The 17,417-nt window shown below is 41.5% G+C and carries 14 protein-coding genes and 2 tRNA genes; all 16 read right to left on the bottom strand.

Annotated features, from left to right (window positions below; genetic code table 11):
• Position 1: 1 nt before the first annotated feature.
• The gene (locus Q7V21_RS17615; protein WP_304918540.1) at positions 2-1,156 is read right to left on the bottom strand and encodes a glycosyltransferase; all 1,155 of its coding nucleotides are present in this window, start codon (positions 1,154-1,156) and stop codon (positions 2-4) included.
• A 10-nt stretch (positions 1,157-1,166) separates the two neighbouring features.
• Positions 1,167-2,315 (bottom strand): polysaccharide pyruvyl transferase family protein, encoded by a 1,149-nt coding sequence (locus Q7V21_RS17620; protein ID WP_304918541.1) that lies wholly within the window; start codon positions 2,313-2,315, stop codon positions 1,167-1,169.
• Positions 2,316-2,321: 6 nt separating this feature from the next.
• Positions 2,322-3,395 carry a nitroreductase family protein gene (locus Q7V21_RS17625; protein WP_304918542.1) on the bottom strand — a complete coding sequence of 358 codons (1,074 nt, stop codon included), beginning with the start codon at positions 3,393-3,395 and terminating at the stop codon, positions 2,322-2,324.
• Positions 3,392-4,726 carry a flippase gene (locus Q7V21_RS17630; RefSeq protein WP_304918543.1) on the bottom strand — a complete coding sequence of 445 codons (1,335 nt, stop codon included), beginning with the start codon at positions 4,724-4,726 and terminating at the stop codon, positions 3,392-3,394. The genes Q7V21_RS17625 and Q7V21_RS17630 overlap by 4 nt, the downstream gene beginning before the upstream one ends.
• Before the next feature lie 95 nt (positions 4,727-4,821).
• A complete protein-coding gene (glmS, locus tag Q7V21_RS17635; protein ID WP_304918544.1) occupies positions 4,822-6,726 on the bottom strand; it encodes a glutamine--fructose-6-phosphate transaminase (isomerizing) in 1,905 nt (634 codons plus the stop codon).
• 195 nt (positions 6,727-6,921) lie between these two features.
• On the bottom strand, positions 6,922-7,776 hold the full coding sequence (locus Q7V21_RS17640; protein ID WP_304918545.1) for a sulfotransferase: 855 nt from the start codon (positions 7,774-7,776) through the stop codon (positions 6,922-6,924).
• Positions 7,777-7,891: 115 nt separating this feature from the next.
• Positions 7,892-8,581, bottom strand: coding sequence for a WbqC family protein (locus tag Q7V21_RS17645; protein WP_304918546.1), 690 nt, complete (start codon positions 8,579-8,581; stop codon positions 7,892-7,894).
• 1 nt (position 8,582) lies between these two features.
• The gene (locus Q7V21_RS17650) at positions 8,583-9,794 is read right to left on the bottom strand and encodes a DegT/DnrJ/EryC1/StrS aminotransferase family protein (protein ID WP_304918547.1); all 1,212 of its coding nucleotides are present in this window, start codon (positions 9,792-9,794) and stop codon (positions 8,583-8,585) included.
• 95 nt (positions 9,795-9,889) lie between these two features.
• Complete coding sequence (locus tag Q7V21_RS17655) at positions 9,890-11,068, bottom strand: nucleotide sugar dehydrogenase (protein ID WP_304918548.1); 1,179 nt, start codon at positions 11,066-11,068, stop codon at positions 9,890-9,892.
• A 73-nt stretch (positions 11,069-11,141) separates the two neighbouring features.
• Complete coding sequence (locus tag Q7V21_RS17660; protein ID WP_304918549.1) at positions 11,142-13,079, bottom strand: nucleoside-diphosphate sugar epimerase/dehydratase; 1,938 nt, start codon at positions 13,077-13,079, stop codon at positions 11,142-11,144.
• Between the two features lie 49 nt (positions 13,080-13,128).
• Positions 13,129-14,001, bottom strand: a complete 873-nt coding sequence (rfbD, locus tag Q7V21_RS17665; protein WP_304918550.1) for a dTDP-4-dehydrorhamnose reductase — start codon at positions 13,999-14,001, stop codon at positions 13,129-13,131.
• 1 nt (position 14,002) lies between these two features.
• Positions 14,003-14,548, bottom strand: coding sequence for a dTDP-4-dehydrorhamnose 3,5-epimerase (gene rfbC, locus Q7V21_RS17670; protein WP_304918551.1), 546 nt, complete (start codon positions 14,546-14,548; stop codon positions 14,003-14,005).
• Entirely contained in the window at positions 14,548-15,429 is an 882-nt protein-coding gene (gene rfbA / locus Q7V21_RS17675; RefSeq protein WP_304918552.1) for a glucose-1-phosphate thymidylyltransferase RfbA, read from the bottom strand. The genes rfbC and rfbA overlap by 1 nt, the downstream gene beginning before the upstream one ends.
• Positions 15,426-16,496, bottom strand: coding sequence for a dTDP-glucose 4,6-dehydratase (gene rfbB, locus Q7V21_RS17680; protein WP_304918553.1), 1,071 nt, complete (start codon positions 16,494-16,496; stop codon positions 15,426-15,428). Before rfbB ends, rfbA begins: the two co-directional genes overlap by 4 nt.
• Before the next feature lie 204 nt (positions 16,497-16,700).
• A tRNA-Arg gene (locus tag Q7V21_RS17685) sits at positions 16,701-16,777 on the bottom strand.
• Positions 16,778-16,812: 35 nt separating this feature from the next.
• Positions 16,813-16,889, bottom strand: a tRNA-Pro gene (locus tag Q7V21_RS17690).
• Positions 16,890-17,417: the final 528 nt, after the last annotated feature.

Here is a 17,417-nt window from a genome sequence, read left to right on the forward strand (position 1 = left end):
TTCATTTTATTTTTACTAAATCGTTATTTATCAAAAAAATGTACTTTTCGAACCATTGACTCGAAGTTGGATATTTTTTAAATCGAGTTAAGGACAGCATAGAGTGAAATAAATATAAATCTTTGTCATCAACTAACGAATTAACCTTAACCATACAATCAGCCACATCATTTTCATTGAAATACGTGCCCGCTTCAGCTACGACCGATCGAGCATAATCAAGAGAGGGTACCAAAACAGGTAACCCAAAACACATTGCCTCAATTAATGGATTACCAAAAGTTTCGGCTTCAGAGGGAAAAATAAAAAAATGGGCTTTTTTATAATGCTCAATCAACTCAGATTGTTTGAGCTCTGTTAGATTAATTATTGAAACATCATGCTTAGCGATATCTCTCAAAAATGGAGCCGCTTCTTTGATTGAAGGATCAACTGTAACTTTAATTACATTTTTAATATTTTTAGAATTCAAGTATCTTGATAGCAAGACAAGAAATTTATGATTCTTGTGCGGATAAAACCTACTAACGTAGAGTAACTCAATCGATTCCGTCATTGTTGACAGACGTTGCTCCAACAATGCTGAAAAATTATAATCATCAGAGATTCTGAAACTATCACTGATAGGATTTGATATAACATCAATCGAAAACTTACCGACAGGATATTTTTGTATCAGTAATTGTTTCATATAATCACTTTGAACCACTACTTTGTTAACATTTTTGGTTGTAAGATAAAAAGCAAAGCGTTTAAGTGACTCAGACACTTTTTCTCTAATAGGTAATTGTTTAAAAAGCTTGTCATCAACCAAATAAGGATGATGCAACAAAACTATCTTGCGAAGATTAACTGGAGTAAATAGAAAATTACCAAAGGCCAATAAGCTTCTTACATGTAATTTTTTTACCAGAAATGGAATCAAAAATATTTCGATATAAATTCGAAAAATTACTTTCATTATCATACTAGAGGGGCAAAGCAATTTAATAAACTCAACGTTTTCAATTGAAACTAACCGCTTATACTCTTTGAAGTTTGGAACAAGAATAACAAACTTCTCTGCACCTCCCTTTGTAATAGCTGTATTGATAAAATTAAGTGCAATATTTTTAGGTCCAGCACCTTTTTGGTTATAAAAGTTGATTAAGATCATTTAACATTTTTCACTTGGATGATTTATCAATAATACTGAACACAACTTCCCACATATCATTAGCTAGACTTTTCTGTATTCCTGCATTTTTAGTTAGTCGTTTAATCAAACCCTCTCTAACTTTACCGTCAAACAAATTATCAATCTTTTTTCTTATCTGAGTTGGATTATCAGTGACTGAAACAATACCTTCAGGATATTCATAATCATTAAGTAACTCAGCGTACTTATGAGACCAACCGGTAGTAATAGCAGGAACACCCTGACAAAGTGCACTCACCAACCCATGAAATCTACTGGTTATTATTGCATCACACTGGCCAATAATCCCTTTTATAACTAAAGGGTCTGAATCAAAAATTATTGGTATTTCACCAACCGTTTCTTTGATTTTTCCTGCTAAAAAAATGTCATTTTCTTCGTGGATTAATATAAATGGATTCAAATCCTTTGCTTTTAGATAGCGAATACATTCGATAAGAAATGGCAGATATAATGCGCTAATTTCAGCCGTTGTTTTATCCATCATTCTGCCATTAGGTATTATGGCCACCCTATTAGTCGAATAATCAAAGTAATCTGGCAAATAGCCATCGATCAAACAGGTAAAATCAGGGTATTTTACTATTTTTGTGGACGCCTCAATCTGTGTAAGAGATTGGTACGAAAACTCATCTCTAGGGAAAATGGCATCTGAAAACTCTATTATTTTTTTTACATATTTGGATGTTATTTTAGACTTGAACGGGCCGAAAGCTTGAGGCATGAGGATAATTTTTGTCTCATTTTTTTTCCACCGTTTTACTGCTCTGTATAGTTCTCTTGTTGGCTTGATACCAAAATCTTCACTATAAGCAAAACCCGCAGCATCAATGACTACGCTTACCTCTTTGTCTAATTTAATACCATACATTTCACGTAGCTTACTGGGTAAATAGCGTGCAAAATCTCCCAACTGAATATTAAATAACCACAACCAGGCTTTAGGATAAAATCTTTTTGCCACGAGCTTTTCGAACGGTTGAGAACTCTGTGCATGTGTTGGTGCCATAGTTAGCTGTGCATTTGGATAGCGATTATTTATTTTTTCAAGAATCGCATATAACATCAGTTCGGCACCTTTATTTGTAAACCCCGCCTTTCGAATCTCGATCAACATTAAAACTTAAATCCTCTGAATAAGATGCTCATTCTTTTTTTTCTGTGAATACGGGATGCCGCCTGCTGGTTCGGCATAGCCTATCGCAATTAACATGATCACACGCTCATAGTTCTCTATATTGAGCTTAAGTTGTATTTGTTGTTCAGATTTTTCGATATCAGGCCAGTTAATTAAACAACTTGATATACCCATTGTTTCAAGTGCTAAGACTAATTGCATACTGGCAAGTGCGCCATCGATATATATAAGATGCCTATCACGCTCTAAGGGATAAGCTGATAAGTCCCCCACCACCACGATCAATGCTGGAAAATTTTCTGCAAATCCTTTCGTTCCACCCGCACAAGTTGCAATTTCAACAGCTTTGCTTCTATTAGCCGCCACAATAAAACGATAAGGTTGTCGATTACAAGCAGAAGGAGCCGAGCTGGCTAAATCAATTGCTTTTTGTATCAGCGAAAAGTCTACCTCTTTATCTTGATACCATCTGACAGAACGTCGTCGCTTAAGTAGTGATGCAAACTGTTCGACACTTATAGCTGGCTGTGGAAGTTGTTCATGTGAATAAGGCTTAAAAAACGGGGTTGGCTTTTTTTCGGTTAAATTACTGTCCGTTTTTAAAATAAACTTTTGCCTAGCTTTATCTATAATTTCTGATGTACCAACAATTGAAAAGTATTCTTCAAGAACATCATGAGCCCACTTTTTTTCATCCAAACAGAAATTGTCATTGACGGAGTTTTTTAAATAACTATCAACCGTCTCTCCGATATAGTCTTCAGCAAAAACCGGCTTCCTTGGACGCATAATGAGCCCTTTTTCTAAACGATGAATATTCCGCCTTAATTTTGCTGAACTAGTGGCTGAAGAAAACTGTGCGAAATGGTAAGCAAGCTTGCCACGCAAAACACTGACATGCTCTCTATCAAACTTTCTACTGAATAAAAAATAATAAAAACTTGCTGTTACACCTGTTAACGAGAAGACCCTAATAACATTAATGTGAAAAAGCCAAAGTATCTGCTTTAGGATTAATCGGATGTGTAGAGGAATGACTCTTTTAAGGGCCTTTTTCATCGAGCCAAACCTCTAATAGTTCGAAGATATCTAACAGGTGAAACTATTGCTAGCGTCATCATCCAGAATATCTTTCGAGTTTTAGCGTATATCAGTAACGAAAAATATGACGCTGTAATATAGGAGATGACTGTTGCGTATGCTGCTCCCATACCACCATATTCAGGAATAAGTAACAAATTCAGAAAAACATTAACCACGGCACCAAGCCCTTGGGTAATAAGAGAAAATATTAAAACATTTTCAATCAAAATCCATTTTGAAAATGCTGCGCGCATAAAAACAAATAGTGCTGCCCATATATGAACAATGAGAATCGATGCAGCTGCAGCGAATTCCACCCCAAAAAACAGAACAACAAACCACTCGGCAAAAAATGTCATGATAATGGCTACTATAAAAGCCAAAATAAACAATAAATCAAATAATTGCTGCAACCTTTGATTAAAAACCTGCTCATTTTGTTGTCTTAATTTAATAAGCTTAGGAAAAACTGTCGTGACAATCGCTGCAGGGAGAAAATACCAAGCTTCCGATAATTGAGCAGCCACAGCATATTGACCGAGTTCATCCATACTGCTTAACCAACGAAGCATGATTTGATCAATTTTCATATAAATGATCGCGAAAAACGTACCTAGGTAGACAATCCATCCTTGGCTAAACAGTTCACGCGCTCGTTGCCCATTAAATCGCCACTGACCGATTGATTGTCTTGATTGATAGTAAAAAATTACCACTAAGAAAAATGCACCCAAAATGGCTTGTAATACATTTGCAAAAGCAAAGAACACCAGGCTAGCGCCTGCTATTACGAATGCTACGTTTACGGCTGATGAAATACACAAAGAGATTAATCTGGCTAGACTGACATACTTTGCTTGCACATAAGCATGAAATCTGAATTCGATAACGTCAAAGGGTTTGAATAAAATCATACTACCTGCAATTAATATCAAATAAAATGCAGTTCCCGACGTTCCTTCATAAAGCAATGCATAAACTAATAAAGCTATATATCCGACAATAACACCAGCCAGTTTAAGTACAAAGGCTGTTCCCAGCGTGATAGCTTCTGACTCAGGTTTTTTGACTACTTCTCGGATAACAAGTCCACTCAGCCCCATGTGGCCAGCGACAGATAATATTGATGCCAATGTTATTGCGTACGCCAATAATCCATATTGCTCGGGTCCTAAATAACGAGCTACAAAGACCATCACTAAAAAAGTGATGCCCATCATCAGCAACTTATCAGCCAATATCCAGAAAGTGTTATTTATATATAGCCGTGCATCTGAATATGCATTGTGTAACTTCGAGAGCAACATTTTTTTCGTCAGCCGTTAAAAAGCGGTCAGATAACAATCTCTGGAAACGTCTATATTCCTGCACCTTTCAGCTGCAACAATACAGGGACTGTAAATCACTCGACCGTTACCGACTTCGCTAAATTCCGCGGTTGATCAACATCAGTGCCTTTGATCAAGGCAACATGATAACTAAGAAGCTGAAGTAGGATGTTGTAGGTAATCGGTGCTGTTATACGACCCACATTGGTGGTGGCTTTTACAACCTTGAAACCCGACTCAGAACTTATATCCGAACGCTCATCTTCGAATACAATCATTTGGCCGCCACGTGCTTTGACTTCTTGGAGATTGGATTTGAGCTTTTCCAGCAGATCATCCAGTGGTGCAATGGCAATCACCGGCATATTTTCATCAATCAACGCTAATGGGCCATGTTTCAGCTCGCCAGCAGGATAGGCTTCAGCATGGATATAACTGATTTCTTTGAGCTTCAATGCTCCTTCAAGAGCAATGGGATACATGGTGCCCCGACCCAAAAATAGCGCATGTTGCTTGTCGGCAAAAGCTTGTGCAATATCCTGGATCTCCTGCTCATGCATCAAGGCATTCTGAATCAGGTTAGGTAGTTTTTGCAGACCTTGAGTAATGTGTTTTTCACGTTCACGTGAAATGCGTTTTTTGACTTTGCCGATACAAGTCAGCAGCAAGGCTAATGCCACTAGTTGTGTAGTAAAAGACTTGGTTGAGGCGACACCGATTTCAGGACCGGCATGGGTAAGATAACTCAGATCAGCTTCACGTGTCAGACTACTTTCTGCCACATTACAAATGGATAATGTCGGAATATTTTTTGCTGCAAAAGCGTCAGGACTTTCTGCTGCATGCGCTTTAATCTGTTGTAATGCTGCAAGTGTATCGGCGGTTTCGCCTGACTGACTAATGGTCACAAATAGAGTGTTGTCTTCAATCACCGGATTTCGATAACGAAATTCACTGGCGACTTCAACCTGACAAGGTAAACGTACAATATCTTCCGCCCAATATTTTGCCACCATGCCTGCGTGATAGCTGGTGCCGCAGGCAATAATATGTAACCGTTCAATTTTCTTGAAGATTGACTCAGCGCCCGGTCCAAAGGTGGAAACTAGCACTTGATCCTGTGTCACCCGTCCTTCTAAGGTATCGATGACCGCTTGTGGCTGATCAAAAATCTCTTTGTGCATGTAGTGGCGGTGTTCACCCAACTCCACCGCCGTAATATTCAGCGTGGATTGTTTGACAGCCCGGTCGACCTTCTCACCGGTCAATGCACTGTATATTTCTACGCTGTCTCTCGTTAGTTTGGCAACATCACCATCTTCCAGAAAAATAAAGTTCTGGGTAACAGGTAATAATGCGGAGACATCGGATGCAATAAAGTGCTCACCGATACCAATACCAATCACTAAAGGGCTGCCTTTACGTGCGGCAATAAGCGTATTTGGATCATCGGTGGCAATGACCCCAAGTGCATAGGCACCCTCAAAATCACGGGTTGCTTCCATGACAGCTTCTAACAACGAAAGACTGGTTCGCTGTGCTGTTGGTGAAGAATCACCATAGAGATACTGGTATATCGAATGTGCAGCTACTTCGGTATCCGTTTCAGAGGTAAATCGATAGCCCTGATGGATTTGTTGCTGTTTAAGTACTTGGTAATTTTCAATAATGCCGTTGTGAACAACGGCAATTCGATGATTACAGATATGTGGGTGGGCATTATTTTCGGAGGGAATGCCATGGGTGGCCCAGCGGGTATGTGCGATGCCCATTTGACCAGAAAAACTGGTGTTTTCTGCATCAATTTTGGCTTCGAGTTGCTTGATTTTGCCCAGCGATCTGACACGATGAATATTGGCGTCAGTATTGAGCAAGGCTACACCAGAAGAGTCATAACCTCGATACTCCAGCCTGCGTAACCCCTCCATTAAAATTGGGGCTACATTCCGCTCAGCAATACCACCGACTATTCCACACACTGATGGTCATCCTCCAAAAAAGCAAACAAGGATTATACATCAGCTAACCAATAACGTCTGTTGTTCACTATGACTCATAAAACAATACCGTTTCGCTTCATATAAGAAGCTCATTAGAAGTATTAGTATACTGCCCAGGCTGATTTTGATTTTTTCAGATGTTCCAATTACTTCGTATTGAAGTGGCTAATATGATTATTTGAAACCAAGAATAGTTTTGGAAATAAGTTCGGCATTGTTGTTGTTTTTACTTGATGTAAATTTCGACGGTCCATTATAGTCCGCTTTTTCTATCTCTAACTTTTCAGTAAGCGCTTTAAAAAAGAGTTCGGGATGAGCACAAAAATCCTCGTATTGAACCGTCAATTTCCTGTTCATATCTACTTTATCTAAACCTTTGTCGACTGCTTTATTGATGTAATGAACCTGCCCACACGCTTGAGTTACTGGATCCATTTCTTTCAGTTGGTGGTATTCAGGGATTTCGAATGAATACCAATCAGCTTCATTGCCTAACTGCCGTTTACGCGCCTCAAGAACTGAAGCTACATTGCTAACCGGATCTCGTTTTATTTGAATGAAAATCACTTTTTCAAAAAGGCTATTGAGGAATGGAATGTTGTAGTTAAACAGCATCCCTTTTGCAGCAAACGGTTTCTGAAATACATTCATCATGCCGATTAGCTCTGCCCGAAGAGTTTTGCTATCCATACTCTTTGTTAGTTCATCATCAGTCCACACATCACGTTGTGGTTCAGATAGAAAACGCCGCCAGAAATACCAGAACTCATTAGGAGCCAGCACACCTTTGGTTTTGCCATTTTCAGATTGATATTCAGCCTGCTGGATAAATTCCCCTAATTCATCGCGAAAGTTAAATCGTGGATCGGTCAGCAATAACTGAATTTTAGCTCCAAGGATTGGGGCTTGATAAAAACGTGATAACAAGTTGGTTGGATAAGCAACAAGACCAGTATTGGCAAGCCACTGAGTAAACAATGTTGTACCACTGCGTAACGGTCCCATCACCATAATCAATGGAAATGGCATTTGTTGGTTGGCAGTTGAGTTGAGTAAATTTTGTTCGCTTAATTGCAGATCGGCATTGAGCTCGGTAAGAAGCTTTTCAAGCAGTATATTTTTACGAAATTGTTGGGTTCTGTGTTCAGACAATTCCATACTCCCTGACCATCTGTTGACATTGTTTCTGGCTGTTAAACATCATTACATCAATAATCGATAGATTTGGTATGAATACGTGGCTATTTTGCTCATATGACTGGATAACAGGCTCAAGAAATGATAATTGAATTTCCTGCTCTGCAAAGCTGCCATGATCGTATAGTGCCCTACCACCCGGCACATTGATATATTGTTTCGCACCCAACTCTTCACAAATAGCCAATACTTTTTGCTGACCACGCAACGCATTATCTTTATTTAAATCTGACGAGAGATACCATTTCCTATCGAGTCCAAGATAATCGCAGATTTGCCTTAGACTGAAATTCAGAAAAGCTGCTAAGTTTGTCTCTTCAGAATAGAGAATCTTTTCAATTAGCGGTATCACATCGTCATAATAATTGGCGCGTGAATAACTCTGTTGGATTGTTTTAAATAGCTTGTGACCAGAATTGCCAACATGGATTTGATTGATTAACTGATTAGGACTTGCACCGAGCAACTGGAGGGTAATGCGCAGCTTATCTCCATTTGAAAGAATAAAATTACGATTAATCCATCCCCCTTTAATGAAGTTAACATCGTCATATACGACAAAGGTATCAGCAGCCGATATCAGTTGGAAATAACCGATATAGGGGAAAAAGTAGGGCTGCATGATCGCTAACTTCATGCTATTGATTGATACGGGTTCTAATTATCTGGCAAACCATATCAACAGCATCTTCAGTCATTGCTGTCCCTGTCGGTAAAACTATCACTCTGTCTGCCACCACAAGCGTATTGGGAAGCAGTAAACCAGCGTGTGGAAATAACTGTTTGTAGGGCTGCATCTTATGACAACCTGGCCAGAAGTATTTTCTGGCTCTGACATTTTCAGCATGTAACACATCAACCAATTCATCCCGACTAACAGGACAATCAGGACTGACTTCCATCACCACATACTGATAGTTGTTATGCTCATTTTCGTCAAATTGAAAAAGGCTTATTCCTGGAAGCCCATTAAGACCCTGTTGATAACGATGATAATGTTGTTTATTTATTTCTACGACGTTTTCAACGTTTTCCAGATTAACCAGTCCCATTGCGGCAGCAATTTCAATCATTTTGCCATTTGTACCGGGATGAATTACGTTGTCCAGTCCTGAGAAACCAAAGTTACGCATCAAACGCATTTTTTCAGCTAGTTCATCATTATTGGTCAGGACAGCCCCGCCTTCAAAAGTATTAAAAAATTTCGTGGCGTGAAAACTCAATACTTCAGCTTGGCCAAAATTACCGATTTTTGTACCTTTATAAGTCCCGTTAAAGGCATGTGCAGCATCAAACATAAGCTTTAAATCAAATTCATCGGCAATCTGCTGCAATTCATCAATAGGTGCTGTATGCCCCCATAAATGTACGCCAATAATACCACTGGTTTTGGGGGTTATCATGCGGCGCACTGCGTCTGGGTCTAGACAATGGGTTTGTGGATCTATATCGGCAAAAACTGGTGTGATCTCTTGCCAGTGCAGTGCATGAGCGGTAGCGATGAAGGTATAGGAAGGAATAATAACTTCACCAGACAAATTCAATGCACGAATAGCAATTTCCAAAGCGATGGTGCCATTACACATTGCCACGCAGTTTTTGACTTGATGCTTTTCGGCAATACGCTGTTCTAAAGTCCGAACTAAATCACCGTTATTGGTCAACCAGCGATTCTCAAAGATTTTATCGACGTATCCAATAAATTCAGACTTACTACCGATATTCGGTCGGCCAACATGCTGCGTTTCATCAAAAGCGGGGGCTGCGCCATTAATTGCAAGATCTTTTACAGAGCTAATTTTTTTCATTTCAGCGATTATCTCAAAGTGGGCTGATTTTTGATGACTCATAAACCAGCTATTGTTTCAAAATATCTTTTGGTCCCACTTCGAGCATACAGGATCTATGCCAAATGGTAGATCACCCTTCTATACGTAAAATATTTTTAGTCCTGACCAAACAAGTCCCGGGTGTAAATTTTTTCTTTTACGTCTTGAATATCGTCGGTAATGCGATTCGCAATAATTAATGAAGATTGCTGCTTAAAGGTTGCCAGGTCGTTTACCACTTTAGAACGGAAAAACTCATCATCTTCCAACACAGGTTCATAAACGATGACCTCGATCCCCTTCGCTTTGATGCGCTTCATAATTCCCTGTATGGCAGAAGCTCTGAAGTTGTCTGACCCCTGCTTCATCACTAGGCGATAAATGCCGACCACAGTGGGATTTTTCTTGATAATCTGATCGGCAATAAAATCTTTACGGGTGGTATTGGCATCGACAATGGCACGAATCAAGCTGTTGGGAACCGTGTCATAGTTGGCCAGTAACTGTTTGGTATCTTTTGGCAGGCAATAACCGCCATAACCAAATGAAGGATTGTTGTAATGATCACCAATACGAGGATCCAAACCAACCCCTTCAATAATTTGACGGCTGTTTAAATTATGAATCTCTGCATAGCTGTCAAGCTCGTTAAAATAGGCTACACGCATTGCCAGATAGGTATTGGAAAACAGTTTGATTGCCTCAGCTTCAGTCGCATCGGTAAATAATACCGGCACATCTTTTTTCACTGCGCCTTCAAGCAATAAATCAGCAAATAATTGAGCACGCTCACTTTGCTCACCAACTACAATCCGTGAAGGATAAAGGTTGTCATACAGCGCTTTCCCTTCACGTAAAAATTCAGGCGAGAAGAAAATATTGTCAGTGTTGAATTTCGTTTTGACTGTACTGGTATAGCCAACAGGAATAGTTGATTTAATGACCATTACTGCTGCCGGGTTGATTTCCAATACATCGCGAATAACAGCTTCAACAGAATTGGTATTAAAGGTATTAGTCACCGTATCGTAATCAGTTGGCGTGGCAATAATGACGAAGTCCGCTTTTGCATAAGCCGTTTTTTTGTCCGTCGTAGCCGTCAGATTTAACAGTTTATTGGCCAGAAAATCTTCAATTTCCCTATCGACTATTGGTGATTTTTTTGCATTAATCAGATCCACCTTCTCAGCAATAATATCCAGCGCAGTGACCTGATGGTGTTGGGACAGCAATACAGCGAGAGATAATCCGACATAACCGGTTCCTGCAACTGCAATATTGAGTGTTTTATCCATAATCCGTCTCTATATGAAAGGTTAATAACGATGCATGTTTATTGTCCGAAGCCACCAGCGCTGGACATGCTATTTACTGATTAACGACAACTTTCTGACTCAACCAGTCTTCAATCCCGCATTGCGGCATAAAACCGTCCACATATTTACTCAGAATTGTTCTGATTTGTTCGTAATCTGAACTGCTTACGGCATGCTGTAAGTCTGTCAAAATCAGCTGTAAATCGGGCCAGGCAATTACTCGCTCTTCAGCTCGCATGATTTTCTGATGAGCAGTCTGGCTGACATTTTCTCCGATTAACAGCTCTTCAAATAATTTTTCTCCAGGTCGCAGCCCGGTAAATATGATTTCAATATCACCATCAGGGTTTTCAGTATTTTTTACGGTAAACCCACTAAGGTGAATCATCCGTTTTGCCAAATCAACGATTTTGACGGCTGCTCCCATATCCAATACAAACACATCCCCCCCCTGTCCCATCGCCCCAGCCTGAATAACCAGTTCAGCGGCTTCTGGAATCGTCATGAAGTAGCGAATAATTTGAGGATCGGTCACCGTTACCGGCCCACCTCGGGCTATCTGTTCCCGAAATAAAGGTACAACGGAACCGGATGAACCCAGCACATTACCAAATCGCACCATGGTAAAACGTGTAGTCGAATTTTGTGCAAAAGCCTGCAACACCAGCTCTGCCATGCGTTTACTGGCTCCCATGGTATTGGTCGGTCGAACAGCTTTATCTGTTGATATCAATACAAACGTTTCAACCTTGGCTGCAATCGCAGCCTGGGCACAATGCAGGGTTCCAAAAACGTTATTACGGATACCCTCACCCACATTCTTTTCAACCATCGGCACATGTTTATATGCAGCAGCATGATAAATAGTCTGTACCGAAAAATGCTGACAAATTGATGTCAGACGGGCGCGATCAACTACCGACCCCAACAAGGCAATAACTTCGACTTGGGGTTCCAGATGATTAAGTTCCTGTTCGATTTGGTACAGTGCGAACTCACTGATTTCAAACAATAACAAACGACTGGGTTTAAGCTTGATAAGCTGCCGCGACAATTCAGAACCAATGGAACCGCCAGCGCCGGTCACCATCACACATTTCTGGCTGATATTAGCTGTCAACAATTGCGGATCAGCGGCAACGGCCTCTCTGCCAAGTAAGTCAGCTATGTCAACTTCCTGGATATCCGAGACTTCCAGTTTGCCCTCCGCGATATCGGTGAGATCAGGTAACGTGCGAATATGTACCGGATATTCCTCCAGTGAAAGCAGAATTTCATTGCGCCGACTTCGGGAGGCTGAAGGCATGGCCAACAACACGTCACGGATATGATATTTATCGATCAACTTGACGAGATCACGCGGTCGATAGACCGTTAGACCGTTAATTTGCTGGCGATAAAGCGTAGGTTCATCATCAATAAACGCAACAGGCCTCAGTTGGCGGCCCATTTTTAACAACGCTGATAATTGCGCTCCAGCCTGGCCTGCACCATAAATCAATACGGGAGGGATATAACGCGAATTATTCAGTTCAGTCAGAGGTTTGCGGGTGGTGCTGATAAATAACCAACGGGCATATAAACGCAAACCACCGACCACCAAAAACAGTAACACCGCATTAATAAAGTAAATTGTACGCGGAACCAAGCCAGCATATGGCCCGGAAATTACCACTACCGTGGCAAAAATTGCCGTAAACAAACTGATAGCTTTGAATATCGTCCACAGCGCATCCAGACCAATATAACGTACGATCGCCCGATATAATCCCAGCTTGATAAAGATAGGAATAGCAATCAGCGGGGCAAGCAGAAATAACCACCATTGCGATGAGGGCGGATCATAGAGCGTACTTAAACGTAGCGAAAATGCCAGCCACAGCACCAGCATCACTACAAGGTAATCAATGCAAATGCTCAATATTCGTTTGGTGGTTCTTGGACGGCTTAAAAACCACTGCATCAATCTGTTGTACGTGGTTCGTATCACTGAAACCTTTCCTCAATACCACATGCTGTGGTCAAACTGCACTTACAGTTTATAACTGCAAAACCCATTGTAAACTTAACTGCCAATCCGGTAATTGCAAACCGAAATGTTGCTGTAACTTAGAATTATCCATAAGTGAATTTAAAGGACGTCTGGCCGGAGTCGGATACTCTGCCGTTGTAATTCCTGTTACCTCTGGCACTCGTCGGCCATCCTGTTCTGCCAACTTAAATATTGCTTCGGCAAAGCCTTTCCAACTGGTTTGACCTGCTGCACTTAAATGATAAATACCAGTGTTTTTATTCCAGAAGCTTTCATCATTATAAGACTGTGCTAATGCTTGTACTGTGACATCAGCAATATGTCTGCTCCAGGTAGGTGTTCCCAATTGATCGTCAACAATGCTCAGCTGTTCACGTTCCTCTGCAAGTCTCAGCATGGTATTAAGAAAATTATGACCACGGCGATCATAGACCCAGCTGGTTCGGAAAATCAGATGATCGCATTGGCTGGCGGTAATAGCCTGTTCACCTTCAAGCTTGGTCAATCCATAATGGCTCAGTGGTCCGGTCGCATCTGTCTCGACCCAGGGAAAGTCTTTACTGCCATCAAATACATAATCAGTGGAATAATGAACTAACGGAATCGCTAACTTTTTGGCTTCCTCAGCCATTACGGCAGGGGCAATCGCATTGATTTGTCGGGCGAGTTCTGTTTCCTGCTCGGCTTTATCGACCGCAGTATAGGCAGCAGCATTTACAATCAGATCCGGCTTGAGTTCGTTAATCAACGATCGGATTGCTGAAATATCCGCTAAATCCAGTGAAAACCTTGTCGTGGTATGCAATTCGCCCAGACAGGCAAGACTGCGCTGTAATTGATAACCAACCTGCCCTTGTCCGCCTATCAGTAATATTTTCACCCTAAAATGTCTCCGCCAATTTAAAAGGCGTGCCTTGTTCATCTTTAGCGGATAAAACCGGAGTCAAACCATCCAATGGCCAGTCAATAGACAGATCTGCATCATCCCAGGCGACGGTTCTCTCGTATTCAGGTGCGTAATAGTCTGTGGTTTTATAGAGAAAATCAGCACTGTCACTTAATACCAGAAATCCATGAGCAAAACCGGCAGGTACCCAGAATTGTTCCTGTCCTTCAGCAGTTAATATTGCTCCTGTCCATTGACCATAAGTCGCTGAATTTCTTCGCATATCAACGGCAACATCAAAAACTTTGCCAGCGGTGACCCTGACCAGTTTTCCTTGGGGTTGTTTGATTTGATAATGTAGTCCTCGCAGCACACCTTTGGCTGATCGGGAGTGGTTGTCCTGGACAAAATCTATATCTAAACCGAGTAATTCCTTAAAGGTTTTTTTGTTATAACTTTCCAGAAAAAAACCACGTTCATCACCAAACTTTTTGGGTGTCAGTAATTTAACATCAGGAATATCGGTCTCGGTTACTAACATCAGTAAATGGTCTCGTTAATGATATTTAACAGATATTTGCCATAACCGCTTTTCAGTAGTGGCTGAGCTAATTGTTCAAGTTGCTCTGCATTGATATAGCCCATACGATAGGCAATTTCTTCCGGACACATTACTTTCAGACCTTGGCGTTGTTCCAGCGTTTGAATAAACATCGACGCATCCAGCAAGGAATCATGGGTTCCAGTATCCAGCCAGGCCATACCTCGGCCCATCACCTGCACATTAAGCTTACCATTATCCAGATAGGCCTGATTCACATCGGTAATTTCAAGTTCACCCCGAGCAGAAGGTTTGAGGTTGCGAGCAATCTCCACTACCTGATTGTCATAGAAATACAACCCGGTTATTGCATAACGTGACTTGGGTTTTAACGGCTTTTCCTCAATACTCAAAGCTTTTCCGTTTTCATCAAACGCCACGACACCATAACGCTCAGGGTCGCTAACAGGATAGGCAAAAACTGTCGCACCTTCTTTATTATTATCGGCATCCCGCATCATATCGGCCAGATCATGACCGTAATAGACATTATCACCTAAGACCAAAGCGCAATCATCATCACCGATAAATTCAGCACCAAGAGTAAATGCCTGAGCAATACCTTCCGGTTTATCTTGAACAATATACTGCAGATTCAAACCCCATTTACTGCCATCACCCAGCAATTGCTCCAGGCGTGGAGTATCTTGAGGCGTGGAAATAATACAGATGTCCCGCATACCGGCCAGCATCATGGTGGCCAGCGGATAATAAATCATCGGTTTGTCATAAACCGGCAGTAACTGCTTACAGATAGATTGTGTGACCGGATATAAACGTGTGCCACTGCCACCAGCTAATACGATTCCTTTGCGACTCATTTGCTTTCTCCTAAACCAAGTCGTTGCTGCTGGTAACTGCCATCCATCACGTTTTCACACCATTGACGATTATCCAGATACCATTGAACGGTTTTACGCAGACCGGTAGCAAATGTTTCCTGAGGCTTCCAGCCTAACTCACGTTCAATTTTGCTGGCATCAATGGCATAGCGGGCATCATGTCCAGGACGATCTGTAACAAACTCGATTAAGTTCTTATGCGGACGATGCGGTGATTCTGGCAATAACTCATCCAGAATCTGGCAAATGGTTTGCACAACATCAAGGTTGGTATGTTCATTAAAGCCGCCGATATTATAGCTTTCACATAATTTACCTTCGGCGAGCACCAGTCTTAATGCTCTGGCATGATCGTCGACATATAACCAGTCGCGGATATTTTCGCCTTTACCGTAAATGGGCAGAGGTTTTCCGGCTAATGCATTATTAATGACCACCGGGATCAGTTTTTCCGGGAATTGGTAAGGCCCATAGTTATTCGAACAGTTGGTCATCAATACCGGCAAACCGTAGGTATGGTGCCAGGCACGAACCAAATGATCGCTGCCTGCTTTGGTTGCTGAATATGGTGAATTCGGTTGATAAGGTGTGGTTTCGGTAAACAGACCGGTTTCGCCTAACGTGCCATACACTTCATCAGTGGAAATATGGTGAAAGCGGAATTTTTCGGCATCTGCTGCAGATAAAGATTTCCAGTATTTTCTGGCAGCTTCGAGCAAAACATAAGTACCGACTACATTGGTTTGCACAAAATCTGCGGGACCATCAATCGAACGATCAACATGTGATTCTGCCGCCAAATGCATAATTGCGCTGGGTTTATATTGAGCGAATATACGATCCATTGCCTCGGCATCACAAATATCGGCCTGCTCAAAATGATAGTTTGGCGAGGCATCGATCTCAGTCAATGATTCCAGATTGCCAGCATAGGTCAGTTTGTCGATATTAATAACCGTGAAATCGGTTTCAGTAATTAATTGACGGATTAATGCAGAGCCGATAAAACCAGCGCCGCCAGTTACGAGTAGGGTATTTTTATTCACGTTGCTGAGTTCACTGTTGAGTATGAGAAATTCAGATATGCCTTCCTTGGTCACGTGAAAGTTAGCATCGACAAGGGCTAAAAATCAACTTGAAAGTTTGGTCATTACATTAAGCTTGAGGATTGAAATAGGAAGTTGGCGAAAGTAAAAGCGGATTATGGCGAAAGTAGTTAGTGGATACTAACCTACAAAGTATTGAAGAAATGGTACGCCCGGCAGGACTCGAACCTGCTACCCTCGGCTTAGAAGGCCGATGCTCTATCCAGATGAGCTACGGGCGCATTGATAACTAAGTGAGGCTGAAGCAGTCAAAAAGTGGTCGGGGCAGAGAGATTCGAACTCCCGACCCTCTGGTCCCAAACCAGATGCGCTACCAGACTGCGCTATGCCCCGACTATTCCAAGGACAGACATCCTCGAAGAAGGCGAAATAATACGCTGATGCCTATAACGAGTCAACAGCACATTTACATTTTTTGCTGTGTCTGGCGTAACGCACGATCTTGGCCGTTTTTAAAAGTCTGCAACCTACCGGACGTCTACCCGGCTCGTCGACGGCAAAGTTACTGAAACAGACGCAGAAATGGCCACTCCCATGATAAGGATAACAATCGGATGCTTAATAACTAGGCGACAAAACCGCCGTAAATTATGTATTGTCAGCAATTTGGAAACCATGTTTGCTGGGGGAAAGCTGACTTTATTCCGGTGATTGGCCCAAACTAGGTGGCGCGACTGTGGTTGATATCGATATTAGCCGGCTGGACTATGGCAAACTAACAGGGGATGTTGAGTTTACAGCTAGCAACCAGCGAGCGACATGAATAACACCAGTTCCGGTCAGTGTAGGTTGGCAAACATCGGAAAACTCCTAGTTTGCAGCACTTTAACGATGGGTTTGCTAGATTAACTGAAGCGTGTT

The organism is Methylophaga sp. (genome assembly GCF_030651745.1).

What these genes read in the sequence shown, in the direction of transcription:
- Q7V21_RS17645 (WP_304918546.1), bottom strand. Translation starts at nt 8,581, where the DNA reads ATGAAGTTAGCGATCATGCAGCCCTACTTTTTCCCCTATATCGGTTAT.
- Q7V21_RS17630 (WP_304918543.1), bottom strand. Translation starts at nt 4,726, where the DNA reads ATGTTGCTCTCGAAGTTACACAATGCATATTCAGATGCACGGCTATAT.
- Q7V21_RS17655 (WP_304918548.1), bottom strand. Translation starts at nt 11,068, where the DNA reads ATGGATAAAACACTCAATATTGCAGTTGCAGGAACCGGTTATGTCGGA.
- Q7V21_RS17620 (WP_304918541.1), bottom strand. Translation starts at nt 2,315, where the DNA reads ATGTTGATCGAGATTCGAAAGGCGGGGTTTACAAATAAAGGTGCCGAA.
- rfbC (WP_304918551.1), bottom strand. Translation starts at nt 14,548, where the DNA reads ATGTTAGTAACCGAGACCGATATTCCTGATGTTAAATTACTGACACCC.
- Q7V21_RS17640 (WP_304918545.1), bottom strand. Translation starts at nt 7,776, where the DNA reads ATGCCATTTCCATTGATTATGGTGATGGGACCGTTACGCAGTGGTACA.
- Q7V21_RS17615 (WP_304918540.1), bottom strand. Translation starts at nt 1,156, where the DNA reads ATGATCTTAATCAACTTTTATAACCAAAAAGGTGCTGGACCTAAAAAT.
- rfbA (WP_304918552.1), bottom strand. Translation starts at nt 15,429, where the DNA reads ATGAGTCGCAAAGGAATCGTATTAGCTGGTGGCAGTGGCACACGTTTA.
- Q7V21_RS17625 (WP_304918542.1), bottom strand. Translation starts at nt 3,395, where the DNA reads ATGAAAAAGGCCCTTAAAAGAGTCATTCCTCTACACATCCGATTAATC.
- Q7V21_RS17650 (WP_304918547.1), bottom strand. Translation starts at nt 9,794, where the DNA reads ATGAGTCATCAAAAATCAGCCCACTTTGAGATAATCGCTGAAATGAAA.